The organism is Ancylobacter vacuolatus (genome assembly GCF_030813595.1).
GTDB lineage: Bacteria > Pseudomonadota > Alphaproteobacteria > Rhizobiales > Xanthobacteraceae > Ancylobacter > Ancylobacter vacuolatus.
Genome location: NZ_JAUSUH010000001.1, coordinates 281,677 through 295,910, shown reverse-complemented (window position 1 = coordinate 295,910; position 14,234 = coordinate 281,677). Strand labels below are relative to the sequence as shown.

Genomic DNA, 14,234 nt, shown 5'->3' with positions numbered 1-14,234 from the left:
AATGGCGACGCTCGACGGCTCCCCGGCGGTGGCGGCGCCCGAGCCGCCGCGCGACTGCCCGCTATGCCCGCGCCTCGTCGCCTTCCGTGACCATTGGCGGGAGCAGGAGCCCGGCTGGCACAACGCGCCGGTGCCCTCCTTCGGGCCGGTCGACGGACGGCTGCTGATCGTCGGCCTGGCGCCGGGGCTGCGCGGGGCCAACCGCACCGGCCGCCCGTTCACCGGCGATTATGCGGGCGAGCTGCTCTATTCGACGCTGATCAAATTCGGCTTTGCCACCGGCACGTTCGAGGCCCGGCCCGACGATTCGCTGCGGCTGGTCGATGCGCGCCTCACCAATGCCGTGCGCTGCGTGCCGCCGGAGAACAAGCCGACCACCGAAGAGATACGGACCTGCCGCCCGTTCTTCTCCGCCACGATCGGCCTGCTTCCGAGCCTCAGCGCCATTGTCGCGCTGGGCAAGATCGCCCATGATCAGGTGCTGGCCGCGCATGGCGAACGGCTCTCGCACCACAAATTCGCCCATGGCGCCGTGCACCGGCTGGGCAATCTGGTGCTTTTCGACAGCTACCACTGCTCGCGCTACAACACGAATACCGGGGTGCTGACGACCCCGATGTTCCACGCCGTCTTCGCCAAGGTGCGCGGCCATATCGACGCGCTGGGCTGAGCCCGTTCAGGGTGCGACCGGCGCCCACAGCACGTCCTCGATCCGCCGCGCGCCGGCCGCCAGCATCACCAGCCGGTCAAAGCCGAGCGCGATGCCCGAGGCTTCCGGCATCTGAGCGAGGGCGGCGAGAAAATCCTCGTCGACGGGGTAGCGCTCGCCATAGAGGCGCTCCTTCTCGTCCATCCACGTATCGAAGCGGCGGCGCTGCTCGGCCGGGTCGGTGAGTTCGCCGAAGCCATTGGCGAGTTCGACCGCGCAGACATAGAGCTCGAATCGCTCCGCCACCCGCGGGTCTGACGGTTTCGGTCGCGCCAGGGCGGCCTCTGAGGTCGGGTAGTCGCACAGTATCGTCGGGCGCCCGATACCCAGATGCGGCTCGATCTTCTCCACCATCACCCGGGTGAAGACATCGGCCCATGTGTCATCGGGCGCCACACGGATGGCGGCGGCGCGCGCGGCCTGCCAGAGGGCATCGCGGTCGTTGCCGCCCGCGCCGACGGTTGCCATCAGATCGATGCCGGCGAAGCGGGAAAAGGCCTGCGTGACGGTGAGCCGCTCGGGCGCCAGCGTCACGTCGCAGGACAGGCCGTCGAACTGGAAGACGGGCGCCCCCACCATCCGCGCGGCCACGGCCATCAGCGCCGCGCAATCGTCCATCAGCGCCTCATAGCCCTCATGCGCGCGGTACCATTCCAGCATGGTGAACTCGGGATGGTGCAGCGGCGTACGCTCGCCATTGCGGAAGACGCGGGCGAAGGTGAAGAGCCGCTGCTCGCCGGCCGCCAGCAGCTTCTTGGCGGTGAATTCCGGCGAGGTGTGGAGATAGAGCGGCGCCCGCGAGCCGTCCGGCCGCTCAAGCTCGGTGGAGAAGGCCTTCAGATGGGTTTCGTTGCCGGGCGAGACCTGCAGGATCGGCGTCTCAACTTCGATGAAGTCCCGCTCGATGAAGGCGGCGCGTAGCGCGGCCTGGATCTTCTGCCGCGCCAGCAGGAAGGGGCGCCGGTCGGCATGGCTCTCGGGCGACCACCAGGGCGAGGCGGATACGGACATGGCGATGCTCCGGCGCGCGCAGTGGGGGCTGCGGGCGGGGTTGGCGGAAAGCGGGCGCGCTTGTATAGGAGGCCGCAACGGAATCCCAGCGGTGCCCCGCGCGATGCGGCGCACCCAACAGCCAGAGGACCGCAATGGTCAAGGTCATCGCCAGCACGCTGCGCAAGGGCAACGTGGTCGACATGGACGGCAAGCTCTATGTCGTGCTCACCGCCGAGAATATCCATCCCGGCAAGGGCACGCCGGTGACGCAGCTCGACATGCGCCGCATCTCCGACGGCACCAAGGTCTCCGAGCGCTACCGCACCACCGAGCAAGTGGAGCGCGCCCTCGTCGAGGACCGTCCCTACACCTTCCTCTATTCGGACGGTGAAGGCTTCCACTTCATGAACCCGGAAAACTACGACCAGATCGCGGTGTCGCCGGATGTGATCGGCGAGCAGGCCGCTTATCTCAGCGACGGCATGCACGTGCATCTGTCGGTGCATGAGGGCGTCGCCATCGCCATCGAGCTGCCGCAGCGCATGGTGCTCGAAGTGGTGGAAACCGAGCCGGCGATGAAGGGCCAGACCGCCTCCTCCTCCTACAAGCCCGCCATCCTCTCCAACGGTGTCCGCTCGGCCGTGCCCCCGCACATCGCGGTCGGTACCCGCATCGTGGTGATGACCGCCGACGGTTCCTATGTCGAGCGCGCCAAGGACTGAGCGCCTCTGACGGATCCAATCAAAAAGCCCGGCCAAGTGCCGGGCTTTTTTTGTTTCGACGCGGAGCCCGTTCTTGCGGCGCGGCTTTCGCTATGAACGACCTGCCCCCCGCATCATCCGCCTTTTTGGTGGAACGAGGTGGCCGCTGGCCTCGATCAATCGGGCTTGGATCAATCAGGAGACAGAGAGGATTTCGAGACTGTGCCGCCCGAGTTGGACAACGTCGCCAACGGCCTTGCCCATCAATGCAATGGCAACAGGAGAACCGTGCGAAATCGTCGCCAGCGTGGGGTTCGCTTCATCCTCCCCTACAATGCGGTAGGTCTGCACGCGTCCATCATCACGCTCGAAGCGAACGGTGTGACCGAACGCAACGATGTCGTTTGAGGATGGCGTCGAGGAGACCCGGGCTGTCTCGACGCGCTGGGAAAAGTAGCTGATGTCGCGGATGGGTATCGCCGACTGCCGGCGCCTTTCATTGATGTCTTCAATTGCTTGGGCCGCCGCTAGCGCGCGCCGAGCGCCGGCCAACTCTTCCTGCAGCATATGCAGGCCAAGCTCGGTGACAAGATTGGTCCGATCGGAAATCGGGCGCGGCGGGAGAATGGTCTCCGATGCTGCCTCGGCACTTTCTTCCTTTGCAAACGCCACGCTCAATTCGCCGAGCTCCTGTCAGACCGTTCCGGACGTGATTGCCCATAGCTCGCACTAACACCGCGACGTCGGAGCGGCTATCGGAAAGGACGGTCTTCCTCGGCGCGCTTGGGCAAGCTCGGCATGAAAGGCCGTTCCGCGACGCCGGCAAAGCCGACATCCACAGCGAAGAGGGAGCCGGATAGCGGAGCCGCCTGAAGCATCGGGCCTTCCAGCTCCAGCCGGGCACTTGTCGCGAACAGCGTCGCCAGTCCGTCTCCACCAAAAGTGAGGCTTGTGATGCGCGGGGCCGGCATCGGCACCCGCAAGCTGCGCTCGCCCTGTGGGGAGAAACGAGTGATACGCCAGCCATCCCAATGCGCCACCCAGACGCCGCCGTCGGTATCGACCGTCAACCCATCCGGATAGCCTTCATCCTCCGCCATCACAGCAAACACACGGCGATTGGTGAGCCGCGAGGCGTCTGGCGCGAGATCATAGGCCAGGATGCGCCGATCCACGCTGTCGCTCAGATAGAGGGTGCACCCGTCAGGCGAGAAGGCGGGACCATTGACCACCGTAAAGCCGGCATCCGCCAAGACCGGCGGGGCGCCCGGCGTCCAGCACCAGAGCGCCCCGCGCGGTTCCTGCTCCGCCAGATCGCTGGTGCCGATCCACAGCCGCCCGGCGCGATCGACCTTGGCGTCATTGTAGGAGATGCCGTCGCGCGGCGCTTCCGGATGGCACAGCGGCTCCAGCGTGTTGGAGGCCCACTCATAGAGCCAAAGCCCGTCAAGGGCGGACAGGATGAGGCTGCCGGCAACCGGGCCGGCGACAATGGAGCCGAGCGGCGAAGGACGGTCGATCTGCCGCGTCTCGACAATGCTTTGCGCCGCCAGGCGATGCAGGCGCGCTCCGACGAGATCGAGCCAGTACAGGCAACCATCCAGCGGGTGCCAGAGCGGCGCCTCGCCGAGCAGGTCATGGGTTTGAGCCACAACCTGGATGATGGCGGCGCTGGCGGGACTGGACATCGGGGCAGGGACCACGCCAGCCTCCCAATTGTCACGCTGCTACCGGCGAGCGGAACACGATCTTCCCCTGAATCGCGATCTCCACCTCCACCCGGTATGTCTCCAGCGCCGTGAGGTCGATGTCGATGCCAAGGCCCGGCGCATCGGGCGCGGCGATCTCGCCATCGGCGTCGCGCTGGATGTGATTGGTGGTCAGATCGACAGCGAGCGACTTCAGCGCCACCGGGAATTCGCAGAGCGCCGAATCTTCCACGCCGGCGAAAGGTTGCAGCGACGCGCTCAAGGCGAGATTGGAGGTGAAGGTGTGGTTCACATAGGTGACCCCCTTGGCAGCGGCATGGTCCGCCACCCGCTTGGCCGGGCCGATGCCGCCGATCCGCCCGCAATCGATCTGCACGAAGCCGATATTGCCGTAATCGATGAGGTTGCGCGCCATATGGAAGTTATGAGCCCCCTCCCCGCCGGCCATTTTCACACTGGTGCGCGCGGCAAGGGCGGCATATTCGCCATAGGCGCTGGCGGCGAAGGGCTCTTCGAGCCAGGTTGCTCTTGCCGCCTCCAGCGCGGGAATACGGCGTGCGGCGCGCTCCACGTCCTCGCCGAAGACCTGCCCCACATCGACCAACAGGATGCCATCAGACCCCAGCCCTTCGCGGGCGGCGACGAAATGGTCGGCATCGGCGTCGACCGCGCCCCGGCCGATCGGACCCCAGCCAAACTTGACCGCGCGGAATCCGTCGCTGCGCGAGCGACGGCCACGCTCCAGCGTTTCTTGCGGCGTATCGCCGAACAGCTGTGAGGCATAGGGCGTCTTGCGGAACGAGCGGCCATAGCCGAGCAGCTTCCATATGGGCTCGCTTCGCACCTTGCCGAGCAGGTCCCACAGTGCCATTTCGATCCCGGACCAGGTATGGGCCGCCTGGAGCAGGTCCATGCAGTCGTATTCCACCTGCGCGGCGATACGGGCGATGTCCGCCGGTCCATCGAGTGGCTGGCCGAGCACGGCATTCTGCACCGGCTGGCAGGCGCCGTGCGACATCGGGCAGATGAAGGCCGCGATCGACGGCAGCGGCGCGGCTTCACACTCGCCCCAGCCGATGAAGCCGCCGGCCGTAACACGCACGACGAGCGCATCCTGGCTGCCGTCAGCGGCGGTCGTGATCTCCGGCATCGCAAGATAAAAGAAGTCGACGGTCTCGATTTTCATGGGAAGGCTTCTTCTCCGGAGGAGGTGTGTGTTCGATGCTGTCGGCGCGCGCGACGGGTAGTGGCGTTCAGGACGCGCGCTCCCCCTGGCTGCGCTGCATCAGCCCGATGGCGACGGTGATCGCGGCGGTGAACAGCAGGATGAGGGTTGCCAGGGCGTTGATTTCCGGTACGAAACCGACCCGCATCATCGCCCACAGCCGGATCGGCAGCGTCGTCTCGGAGCCGGCGACGAACAGCGTGATCAGCGTCTCATCGAAGGAGATGGCAAAGGCCAGCAGCAGCCCGGAAATCAGCGCCGGACGCATTTGTGGCAGGATGACGTGGACTAGCGTCTGCGTTTGCGAAGCACCCAGGTCGAGCGAGGCCTCGGTCAGGCTTCTCCCGAGCAATTGCAGGCGTACCAGCACGGTTCGATAGACCACCGGCACGATGAACACGACATGGCCGATGATGACGGTGGCAAGGCCACGTGAAAAGTCGATCTCGCGAAAGGCGATCAGCAGCGCCAGGCCGGTGATGATCGGCGGCAGCAGGAAGGGCAGGAACACCATCACCTGCATCAGCAGGCCGAAACCCCGCCGCGCCGTGACAAAGTAGAAGGCGAACATCAAGGCGAGCACCAGCGAGGCAAGGCTGGCAATGGTCGCCACCGTCAGCGAGGTCGCCAGTGCCGAGAGGATCTCGTGGTTGGCGACCAGTGCGGCATAGGGCTCCAGCGAGAAGGGAGCGAAGCCGATCACTCCCCGCAGGCGAGTGATCTGGAAGAACGACAGCACCACCACCGCGATCAGCGGCGCATACAGCGCGACGAGGCCGACCACCGCCGTGAAACCAAGCAGGCTGTCGATGAACGGCGCCTTCTGCTTCATCGCACATGCTCCCGCCGCAGGGTCAGGCCGGCGAGCGCCACGGCCAGCAGCGTGGTCGCGAGCAGGATGACGGCGAGCGCCGACCCTAACGGCCAATTGAGCGCAAGCCCGAACTGGCTGAACACGATGCGCCCGAAGGTGAAGCCCTGCGTCCCACCCACCATTTGCGGCGTGACGAAATCGCCGAAGGTGAGGATGAAGGTGAACACCGCCCCTGCCGCAATGCCGGGCCGGCCCAGCGGCAAAACGATGTGGCGCAGACCCTGCAACGCGCTTGCCCCAAGATCGGCGGAGGCCGCGAGATAATTGGCCGGGATACGGTCGAGTGCCAGATAGATCGGCAGGATCGCATAGGGCAGGTAGATCACGGCGAGGGCGACGAAGATGGCGGTGCGTGAGAACAGCAGCACCTCGATCGGCTGGTCGATCAGTCCAAGTGCCATCAGCCCTTCATTCAGCAGGCCGCGCTGACCGAGAATGGTACGGATCGCATACACCTTGATGATGTAGCTCATGAAGAGCGGCAGCATGAAGCTCATCAAGATGAAGAAGCGGACCCTTGGCGTGCGCCGGAAGATGAAGAGGGCAATGGCGGTCGCCAGGGTCACGTTGACGAATGTGACCTGCAACGAAAGCCACACCGTGCTCAGATAGACGGGCAGATAGCTGCCTTCGGTGAAGAAGCTGCGGTAGTTGGCAAGGGTGAATGTGCGGACGATCTGGCCATCCTGAAGGGTCCAGAAACTGACCAAGACGAAGGACAGGATCGGGATCAACACAAACAGTATCGGCAGGCCCAGATTGAGCGCGTGCCGGAGCGCGACGAGCGCTCTCGCGCGCCGGCATGAGGATGTGTCGGATCGGGTCGGGGCAGCGCTCATCCGTTCCTCCTCATCCGCCCGGAACCAAAAGAGCCGCGTCGTGCACCGCCCAGCTCAGGTTGAGCTTCTGGCCGGTGCGGAAATCGGCGGCGGATCCATCGGCCAGCCGGCGGACCTTCAGCACCGTGTCGGGCAACGCGGGATGCGTCAGCTCGATCAATATGTTGGCCCCCAGGAAGCGAATATCGGCGACCTCGGCCGTGAGCGCGTCCCGTGTCGCGGCACTCGCGGGGGAGAGGGTGATATGTTCCGGACGCACCGCGACCTGCACGGCCTGGCCCAGGGCAGGCAACGGGCCATCCGCCGTGGCGACCAGCCGTCCGGCCGCTGTGTCGACCTGGCCGAGCTGCCCGTCGACGGCGGCGAGGACGCCGGAAAGCAGGTTGTTCTCACCCAGGAACGCGGCAATGAACGGCGTGCGGGGCCGGCGATAGAGCTGCTCCGGCGCGCCTTCCTGCTCAATGCGGCCGTGATTGACCACGACGATGCGGTCGGACAGTGCAATCGCCTCTTCCTGATCATGGGTGATGAACACGAAGGCGATGCCCAGTCGCCGTTGCAGCGATTTCAGGAAGCGCTGCATCTGGGCCCTCAGATCCACGTCGAGCGCGGAGAGCGGCTCGTCGAGCAGGATCATGCGCGGCTCGCAGATGATGGCGCGGGCCAGCGCGACGCGCTGGCGCTGTCCACCGGAGAGCTGGGCGGGGTAACGCGCCCCGAAAGCGCCGAGACCCACGGTCTCCAGCACATCCGCAACCCGGGTCGCGATCTCGGCCTTAGGCCGCCCGCGCACCTTGAGGCCGTAGCCGATGTTTTCCGCCACGCTCATGTGGTGAAACAGGGCGTAGTCCTGGAACACAGTGTTGAACGGGCGGCGGTTGATCGGCACCGCAGCCAGATCACGGCCATCGAACATCAATCGACCGCCATCAATGCTCTCGAAGCCGCCAATGATGCGCAGTATGGTGGTCTTGCCGGAGCCTGACGGGCCAAGAATGGTCAGAAACTCGTTGTCGGCCACGGCAATGTCGATGCCGTCGAGAACGCGCACGCTGCCATAGCGCTTCGAAATGTTTTCGAGATGGAGCAATGGCTGCACGCGCGTCGTCTCACACATTGATTGAAAAGGTGGCGGCCCGTTTGTCGCCGCCATATCGAGTGGAGCGCCCGGTGGCCGCCTCAAACCGGGGGATCGCACCGAGGCGGTGACCGATTATTCCGAGGCCTTGACCTCGTTCCAGACCGCCTGACGGCGGGTGTAGTTTTCCGGATTTTGCGCCCAGATGAGGCGGTCCGCATAGTCCATGCCCTGCGGTGCGTCCGTGGTGGCACCGTAGCCATACTTCTTGGCCATATCGGCGCCGATCTTCTTCTGCAGCGCGAAATTCATCCAGGCATAGGCGGCATCGGTGTTGGAGGTGCCGGCGCTGACCGTCAGATTGTCGAGCCAGCCGACGGCGCCTTCCTTGGGAATGACATAGCCGACGTCAAAGCCCTTCTTCTGCAGGTTGATCGCCGCGAGCTCGCCCATCGAGAACATCAGCACGACGTTGTTTTCGCTCCAGATCGTGGTGCCTTCGTCAAAGCCGGCGAAGTAGGTCAGAAGGTTCTTCTTCAGCGCGATCAGCTTGGCCTTCACCTCGGCCATCTGCTGGTCCGTGAGATTGAAGGGGTCCTTGATGCCCAGGACGATAGCGCCGAAATTTATGTCATTATTGGCATCGTCCAGCGAGATGACTTTGCCCTTATAGGCGGGGTCCCACAGAACCTCCCAGCTGTCGGGCGGCGTCGGGAAGGTCTTCTTGTCATAGACCAAACCGAGCGAGCCCCAGGCCCACGGCACCCCATAGGTCGCGCCGTCGAACGTGGCGTTGTCCATCGAGCGGAAAGCGGGCAGCAGGTTCTTGGCGCTGGTCAGCTTCTGCTTGTCGATGGGCGCGATCAGCTTCTGGTCAGCGAAGGCCTTGAGGCTGGCGGTGTCGACGGTGACGACGTCATAATCCTTGCCATTCGATGCCTTCATCTTGGCGATCTGCTCGTCGACACCGCCGACATACGTCACCTTCACGGTGATGCCGGTTTCCTTTTCGAACTCTTCCGTCCAGGCAGGGTCGGCATAACCTTCATAAGCGAGGAGGCGCACCTCGCCCTTGGGCCCGGCATATGCCGCGCCCGATGCGAGAAGTGCGAATACGGTGAGCGATGCTGCGACTGCCTTTGACGTCCAAATCATTGTCCGTTCTCCGCTGGTGCCGATTAGGCCGCTTCTTGTTGCGATCAAAAAATCATATTTTATTTTTTCGGTCAATCAGGAGCTCATGCTTTCCGGACATTCCAGGCGCTGCTCCGCGTCGTGTTTAAAGGGATTTTCGCGCGTCGCCGATCGGGGCTTGGTTGACTGCATAAAATATCATATTTTATCGTAGCCGACTGAATCGCAGCTCTCTTGCGCCTGTCCCGGCCGCGCGCGCTTGCCGTCGCCCTATCACGACGCCACCATCGGGAATCCATCATGAGCACCACCAGCGCCGCCGCCACGCCCGCCATTTGCCGCGTCGAGGGGCGTGTTGCCGTCGTCACCGGAGGGGCGCAGGGTATCGGCCGTAGCATTGCCGAGCGGCTCGCCGCCGAGGGTGCCAGCGTAGTGGTCGCCGACATAGACGAGGCGGGCGCAGAAGAGGTTGCGGCGGCATTAGGAGAGCGCGCCATGGCCGTGAGGGTCGACATCGCCGATCCTGCCTCTGTCGCGGCGCTTTACCGGGCCGTCGATCAACGTCACGGGCGCTGTGAAATCCTCGTCAACAACGCGGCGATCCTGGATAGTGCCGGCATCGATGGGATGACCTTCAATCACTACCGAGTTGTCCTCGACATCAACCAGGATGGCGCGATCCGCGTGACGCTGGCGATGCTGCCGCTTATCCGCAAGGCGGGAGCGGGGCGGCGCATCCTCAACATCGTTTCCATTCAAGGCCTTCGCGGCACCCGAGATTCCCTCGCCTATGCCACAGCGAAGGGCGCTCTGGTCAATTTCACCCGTGCGCTTGCGTGCGACCTCGCGGATGATGGCATTTTGGTCAATGCGCTGGCACCGGGCTTCATCGACACGCGGATGGCGCAGCTGCCTGGCGGCGCCGGCCATGAACATGAGACCGACTGGTTCCGGGACATTTACGTCAAGCACGGCCGCATTCCGCTGCGTCGGGCCGGCAAGCCTGTCGACATTGCCGGCCCGGCCTTCTTCCTGTGCTCGGACGATGCCCGTTATGTCACGGGGCAGATCCTGCTGGTCGATGGTGGCCTTTCCGCGACGTTCTAATGCGCCGGATCAGGCCCTTCGCGCTTCAATGCGATAGGCAATGTCGGTGACCCGATCCGGCGTTATCGCGAGGCTCGTTGCCGTACCGGTGGTCTGGATCGGGTTTTTTGCCAGCGACACCGCCTCCGAGAAGTCGAACGCCGAGGCAATCGGCTCCACGCCCAGCCCGCGATAGCGACCCGCCCATGGCGCGTGGCCGAGCGCACGATCGCTGATCCAGAATTGGCAGGAGGGCAGCAGGCTGCGGTCCCAATCCAATGTCAGCGCCGCTTTCTGCTCGGCAAAAATGATCTCCACCGGACCATCGAGCGCGCAAAGCTGAACCACGTCATCCACCGGCATCACTTTCGGAAGCCGGGAGAGGTCCACCGTCCCACCTGCGCGCGCGGGCACGGAAGAGAGTTCACCAAAGGTTTGTCCGATCGCCGCCAGCATCGCGTCGCCCGGTACGGCCGCAGGGTAGGTGAAGCCTTGGCGAAAGCGCGCGCGGATCCTGACGCTCTCCGGCGGCGCATTGAGCGAGAGGATCGGGTGCAGGCCAACCGAGATGCAGGCCGTCCGGCGGGCCTCGATCCGCAGGACGAGGTCGAGCGCTGGTGCCTCCGGTTGCACCGACAGGATGCGGGTCAGGCGCCGGATCGCATGGTCGGACGGATAATCCAGCGTGAAGCACAGCCGGGTGTCAGTTTGCTGTTCAAGTGTCCATGCGGCATTTGCCGCCAGCCCATGAGGCGGGTCATTGCAACGTTCGACATTAAGTGCCTGCCAGGGTGACGCAACGTCCCGAACCGGGCCTCCCACTCCAAAAGGCAGGCAGGCAAACTCCGCACCGAGATGTTGCAGATGGGGCGGAAGCCCGGCGCAACCAGGATCCGCCGGCGACCAATGGCGGTGCGCGAATGGCGCGAAGACGTGACCCGAGGCGAGACGAAATGACAGGTCGGCGATCATCGCCCCGGTCGGTATTGCCCGAAGAGTACCATGCGCCCAGGCAAGATCGACGTGCGACATGCGGGTTCACCGTGATGGATCGCCAAGCGCGACAACAGGATGCCGGCTAGTCCAGCGTCGCGAGCATTGAATTCTTGCCGTTGAGAATGACATTGCGCATCGCCCGCGCGGCGCTCTCGCCTTCCCCGCTATTAATGGCTTCGAACACCAGCCGGTGCTGGGCGACATCGTCCTCGATGCGGTTGTCGGCCTCATTGAGGGCCTTTTGCTGGATCGAAAAGCTGATACGCAGAAAATCGGCCACGAGATGCGCAAAGCTGGCGAACAGCACGTTATGACTCGCGGTGAAAACGGCCATGTGGAACTGCACATCAGCCCGCGCATAGCTTGCCAAATCTCCTGTTGCCGCCTCCATCGCATGCAGGGCGACACGAAGGCGGCGCAAATCATCCATGGTCGCCCGGCCGGCGGCCATCTGTGCGGCGGTGGGCTCGATAACCTGCCGGAGTTCAATGAGATCACGCAGCATGCTGTCGCGTTGCGTGGATTTGGTGCCCTCTTCGCCCAAATGCCAGGCCAGCACGTCGCTGTCGAACGTGTTCCAAAGGTCGCGCGGGCGGACACTGGTGCCGACCTTCTGGCGCATCTCGATCAGACCTTTGGCGGCCAGCACCTTCAGGGCCTCGCGCAGTGAGGGGCGGCTGGCGGAGAACTCGGCCATCAGCTCCGTTTCACGCGGCAAGAGCTCCCCCGGCGCAAAGCGGCCGGACACGATGGCGCGGCCGAGCTCGGTGATCACATGCCCCTGAAGGCCGCTGATCCTGTAGCCCGAAGGGCGTGTCTGGCGCGTGCCGCGCTCCTCCGCCGCAGCCGCGGCAGAGATGTCCGCTTCTGCGCGCCGGCGAGGCGTAGATGACCGTTCGACCAAGCCTGATCTCCATTTTACGCCGGGTGCCTTGCACCGCAGGCCCGTAAACAATGCTGGCAGGATGCCGCAGTCATCGATAGCCGATCGCGCGTGTTGCCCAACGCAAAAATGGCCACCGACCAATCGCCGAGCCTTCGCGCTCGACGCCACGTTGCGCCCCGCCACCGATGCTCGCTCCACATAAAGCATATTATTTCGGGCACCGTCAGGGCGCACGAAGACTCGTATGGACAGATTTATTCCAATAAGTCATATTTTTCTCTAGGCAACGGCGACGTTCAGGTTGGCCGATCCGGACAGGGGAGAGATGCAATGTTGAAGACCGTATTGACGGCGATCTTCGTCGTCGTCGCAGGCTCCGCCATGGCGCAGGAGTTCCAGCACGAGGCTACCCCGCTATTCGAGAATTGCGGGGACCCGTCGCTGACCAAAGCCAGAACGGATGGCGTAACGCTTGGCATATCGCCGTCGCCGCCCTACTCCTCGCTCGATCCGTCGAGCAAGAAGGCCGCCGGCCTTGACGTCGAGCTTGCCGAAGCCGCCCTCAAATGGGCCGGCATCGCCAAGATTAATTACGAGGTCATGCCGTTTGGCCAACTCATCCCCGCTTTGCTAGCCAAGCGCATCGATGTCGTCGCGTCCAACATCCATGTTACTCCGGACCGACTGAAGGCGGTTTCGTTCACCGGCCCAGCCTGGTGGTACGGCCCCGCCATCGTCACCGCCAAGGGCAACCCGGCCGGTGTCACGTCGTTCGATACGCTGAAGGGCAAGAAGGTCGGCGCCATCGCGGGCTCTGCAGCCGATGAGTATCTGCGCAAGATCGGCGTCAACGTCACCGCATTCCAGACCGATGCCGAAGAGTTTTCCGCCATTACAACCGGCCGCGTCGATGCCATCCTCGATGACGACGTCAAGATCATCGAATTCATGAAGGCCAACACGTCGAGCCCGATCGAGATCGTCGCCAATGTGAAGATCCCGGACGAATTGATCTTCAAATATGGCTATGGCTATGCTCGCTATGCCGTGCGCAAGGAAGACTGCTCGCTACGTGCCGCCTTCACCCAGGGCCTCGCGGAAGTGCGCGGCAACGGCCAGGCGTCATCGATCCTAAAGACCTACGGCCTCACCAACCGGAATCTATTCTTCTTCCCGCTCTGACCATCACACGATCGGGTCCCGGGGCACGCCGTGCTGCGTGCTCCGGAATGAGCGTCAAAAATCGCAGGCAGTCTGCCCTGCGCGCTAGATCGTCCGGCAGGATAGGCTTGCCCATCGGCATACAAAATCGGCGCACCGGCCAATGAACCTGCTCGATATCTCCGTTGTCCGCGAATATTACTCTGTATTCCTCCAGGGCCTCGGCGTGACGGTCTTCCTTACCGTGGTCGTCATCCTGCTCGCCGGCTTCCTCGCCATACCGCTGGCTCTGGCCCGCATGTCGAACACGCGATGGATACGCTGGCCGGCCGACTTCTTCGTCGAGTTCATCCGCGCCACGCCGCTGATCCTGCAGCTGATCTACATCTACTATGTGCTGCCAAGTGCCGGCATTCGGCTCGAGCCGGTCACCGCCGCCATTATCGGCCTGACCGTCAACTACTCCGCTTTTATGAGCGAGGTGTATCGCTCCGGCATCCAGGCGGTGCCGAAGAGCCAGTATGAGGCGGCGCGCAGTCTCGGCATCCGGCCAGGCGTCATTTTCATCAAGGTGGTGTTTCCGCAGGCCTTCCGCATCGTGGTGCCTTCGCTCGGCAACTATCTGATCGCGCTGTTCAAGGACACCGCTCTGGCCTCCGTTGTCACGGTGCAGGAACTGATGTTCTCCGGCCAGATCATCGCGGCGCGCAACTACCAGTACTTCACGGTCTACACCGTCACCGCCACGCTCTACTTCGCCGTCGGCTACCCCGCCGCATTGTTCGTCAGGCGCCTGGAGCGCTGGTCGCAGCGCGGCTGGACCACCGCCGGCCGTTCCTGAGT

Annotated in this window: 15 protein-coding genes; 5 read left to right on the top strand and 10 right to left on the bottom strand. The window is 63.9% G+C overall.

Going from position 1 to position 14,234, the window contains the following annotated elements; all coding sequences use genetic code 11:
* Position 1: 1 nt before the first annotated feature.
* Positions 2–670 carry a uracil-DNA glycosylase gene (locus tag J2S76_RS01390; RefSeq protein WP_307056822.1) on the top strand — a complete coding sequence of 223 codons (669 nt, stop codon included), beginning with the start codon at positions 2–4 and terminating at the stop codon, positions 668–670.
* 6 nt (positions 671–676) lie between these two features.
* On the opposite strand, the gene epmA is transcribed toward J2S76_RS01390, so the two are convergent.
* Positions 677–1,720, bottom strand: coding sequence for an EF-P lysine aminoacylase EpmA (gene epmA / locus J2S76_RS01385; RefSeq protein ID WP_307056821.1), 1,044 nt, complete (start codon positions 1,718–1,720; stop codon positions 677–679).
* A 134-nt stretch (positions 1,721–1,854) separates the two neighbouring features.
* Between epmA and efp the strand changes: the two genes are divergently transcribed.
* Complete coding sequence (gene efp / locus J2S76_RS01380; protein ID WP_018390953.1) at positions 1,855–2,424, top strand: elongation factor P; 570 nt, start codon at positions 1,855–1,857, stop codon at positions 2,422–2,424.
* A 174-nt stretch (positions 2,425–2,598) separates the two neighbouring features.
* Here the strand turns inward: efp and greA are convergent, their stop codons facing one another.
* From greA to J2S76_RS01345, 7 genes are all read right to left on the bottom strand, one after another.
* On the bottom strand, positions 2,599–3,081 hold the full coding sequence (gene greA, locus J2S76_RS01375) for a transcription elongation factor GreA (RefSeq protein WP_307056817.1): 483 nt from the start codon (positions 3,079–3,081) through the stop codon (positions 2,599–2,601).
* 74 nt (positions 3,082–3,155) lie between these two features.
* Positions 3,156–4,106: an SMP-30/gluconolactonase/LRE family protein gene (locus J2S76_RS01370; protein WP_307056815.1), complete on the bottom strand. Its 951-nt coding sequence runs from the start codon at positions 4,104–4,106 to the stop codon at positions 3,156–3,158.
* Between the two features lie 16 nt (positions 4,107–4,122).
* The gene (locus tag J2S76_RS01365; RefSeq protein ID WP_307056813.1) at positions 4,123–5,298 is read right to left on the bottom strand and encodes a mandelate racemase/muconate lactonizing enzyme family protein; all 1,176 of its coding nucleotides are present in this window, start codon (positions 5,296–5,298) and stop codon (positions 4,123–4,125) included.
* Between the two features lie 67 nt (positions 5,299–5,365).
* Positions 5,366–6,169: an ABC transporter permease gene (locus J2S76_RS01360; RefSeq protein ID WP_307056812.1), complete on the bottom strand. Its 804-nt coding sequence runs from the start codon at positions 6,167–6,169 to the stop codon at positions 5,366–5,368.
* Complete coding sequence (locus tag J2S76_RS01355) at positions 6,166–7,050, bottom strand: ABC transporter permease (protein WP_307056810.1); 885 nt, start codon at positions 7,048–7,050, stop codon at positions 6,166–6,168. Before J2S76_RS01355 ends, J2S76_RS01360 begins: the two co-directional genes overlap by 4 nt.
* 10 nt (positions 7,051–7,060) lie before the next feature.
* Complete coding sequence (locus J2S76_RS01350; protein WP_307056808.1) at positions 7,061–8,203, bottom strand: ABC transporter ATP-binding protein; 1,143 nt, start codon at positions 8,201–8,203, stop codon at positions 7,061–7,063.
* 60 nt (positions 8,204–8,263) lie between these two features.
* Complete coding sequence (locus tag J2S76_RS01345) at positions 8,264–9,283, bottom strand: ABC transporter substrate-binding protein (protein ID WP_307056806.1); 1,020 nt, start codon at positions 9,281–9,283, stop codon at positions 8,264–8,266.
* A 279-nt stretch (positions 9,284–9,562) separates the two neighbouring features.
* On the opposite strand from J2S76_RS01345, the gene J2S76_RS01340 reads away from it, so the two are divergent.
* Complete coding sequence (locus J2S76_RS01340) at positions 9,563–10,369, top strand: SDR family NAD(P)-dependent oxidoreductase (protein WP_307056803.1); 807 nt, start codon at positions 9,563–9,565, stop codon at positions 10,367–10,369.
* Between the two features lie 9 nt (positions 10,370–10,378).
* On the opposite strand, the gene J2S76_RS01335 is transcribed toward J2S76_RS01340, so the two are convergent.
* Together J2S76_RS01335 and J2S76_RS01330 are read right to left on the bottom strand one after the other, a co-directional pair.
* Positions 10,379–11,380, bottom strand: coding sequence for an aldose epimerase family protein (locus J2S76_RS01335; protein ID WP_307056800.1), 1,002 nt, complete (start codon positions 11,378–11,380; stop codon positions 10,379–10,381).
* A 46-nt stretch (positions 11,381–11,426) separates the two neighbouring features.
* Positions 11,427–12,248, bottom strand: coding sequence for a FadR/GntR family transcriptional regulator (locus tag J2S76_RS01330; protein ID WP_307056799.1), 822 nt, complete (start codon positions 12,246–12,248; stop codon positions 11,427–11,429).
* 312 nt (positions 12,249–12,560) lie between these two features.
* Between J2S76_RS01330 and J2S76_RS01325 the strand changes: the two genes are divergently transcribed.
* Positions 12,561–13,412: a substrate-binding periplasmic protein gene (locus J2S76_RS01325; protein WP_307056796.1), complete on the top strand. Its 852-nt coding sequence runs from the start codon at positions 12,561–12,563 to the stop codon at positions 13,410–13,412.
* Between the two features lie 142 nt (positions 13,413–13,554).
* On the top strand, positions 13,555–14,232 hold the full coding sequence (locus J2S76_RS01320) for an amino acid ABC transporter permease (RefSeq protein WP_307056792.1): 678 nt from the start codon (positions 13,555–13,557) through the stop codon (positions 14,230–14,232).
* Positions 14,233–14,234 lie beyond the last annotated feature (2 nt).

Bases quoted from the DNA above. Each gene is read 5' to 3' on its own strand.
- J2S76_RS01390 (WP_307056822.1), top strand. From the start codon at position 2: ATGGCGACGCTCGACGGCTCCCCGGCGGTGGCGGCGCCCGAGCCGCCG.
- epmA (WP_307056821.1), bottom strand. From the start codon at position 1,720: ATGTCCGTATCCGCCTCGCCCTGGTGGTCGCCCGAGAGCCATGCCGAC.
- efp (WP_018390953.1), top strand. From the start codon at position 1,855: ATGGTCAAGGTCATCGCCAGCACGCTGCGCAAGGGCAACGTGGTCGAC.
- J2S76_RS01365 (WP_307056813.1), bottom strand. From the start codon at position 5,298: ATGAAAATCGAGACCGTCGACTTCTTTTATCTTGCGATGCCGGAGATC.
- J2S76_RS01360 (WP_307056812.1), bottom strand. From the start codon at position 6,169: ATGAAGCAGAAGGCGCCGTTCATCGACAGCCTGCTTGGTTTCACGGCG.
- J2S76_RS01355 (WP_307056810.1), bottom strand. From the start codon at position 7,050: ATGAGCGCTGCCCCGACCCGATCCGACACATCCTCATGCCGGCGCGCG.
- J2S76_RS01350 (WP_307056808.1), bottom strand. From the start codon at position 8,203: ATGGCGGCGACAAACGGGCCGCCACCTTTTCAATCAATGTGTGAGACG.
- J2S76_RS01345 (WP_307056806.1), bottom strand. From the start codon at position 9,283: ATGATTTGGACGTCAAAGGCAGTCGCAGCATCGCTCACCGTATTCGCA.
- J2S76_RS01340 (WP_307056803.1), top strand. From the start codon at position 9,563: ATGAGCACCACCAGCGCCGCCGCCACGCCCGCCATTTGCCGCGTCGAG.
- J2S76_RS01335 (WP_307056800.1), bottom strand. From the start codon at position 11,380: ATGTCGCACGTCGATCTTGCCTGGGCGCATGGTACTCTTCGGGCAATA.
- J2S76_RS01325 (WP_307056796.1), top strand. From the start codon at position 12,561: ATGTTGAAGACCGTATTGACGGCGATCTTCGTCGTCGTCGCAGGCTCC.
- J2S76_RS01320 (WP_307056792.1), top strand. From the start codon at position 13,555: ATGAACCTGCTCGATATCTCCGTTGTCCGCGAATATTACTCTGTATTC.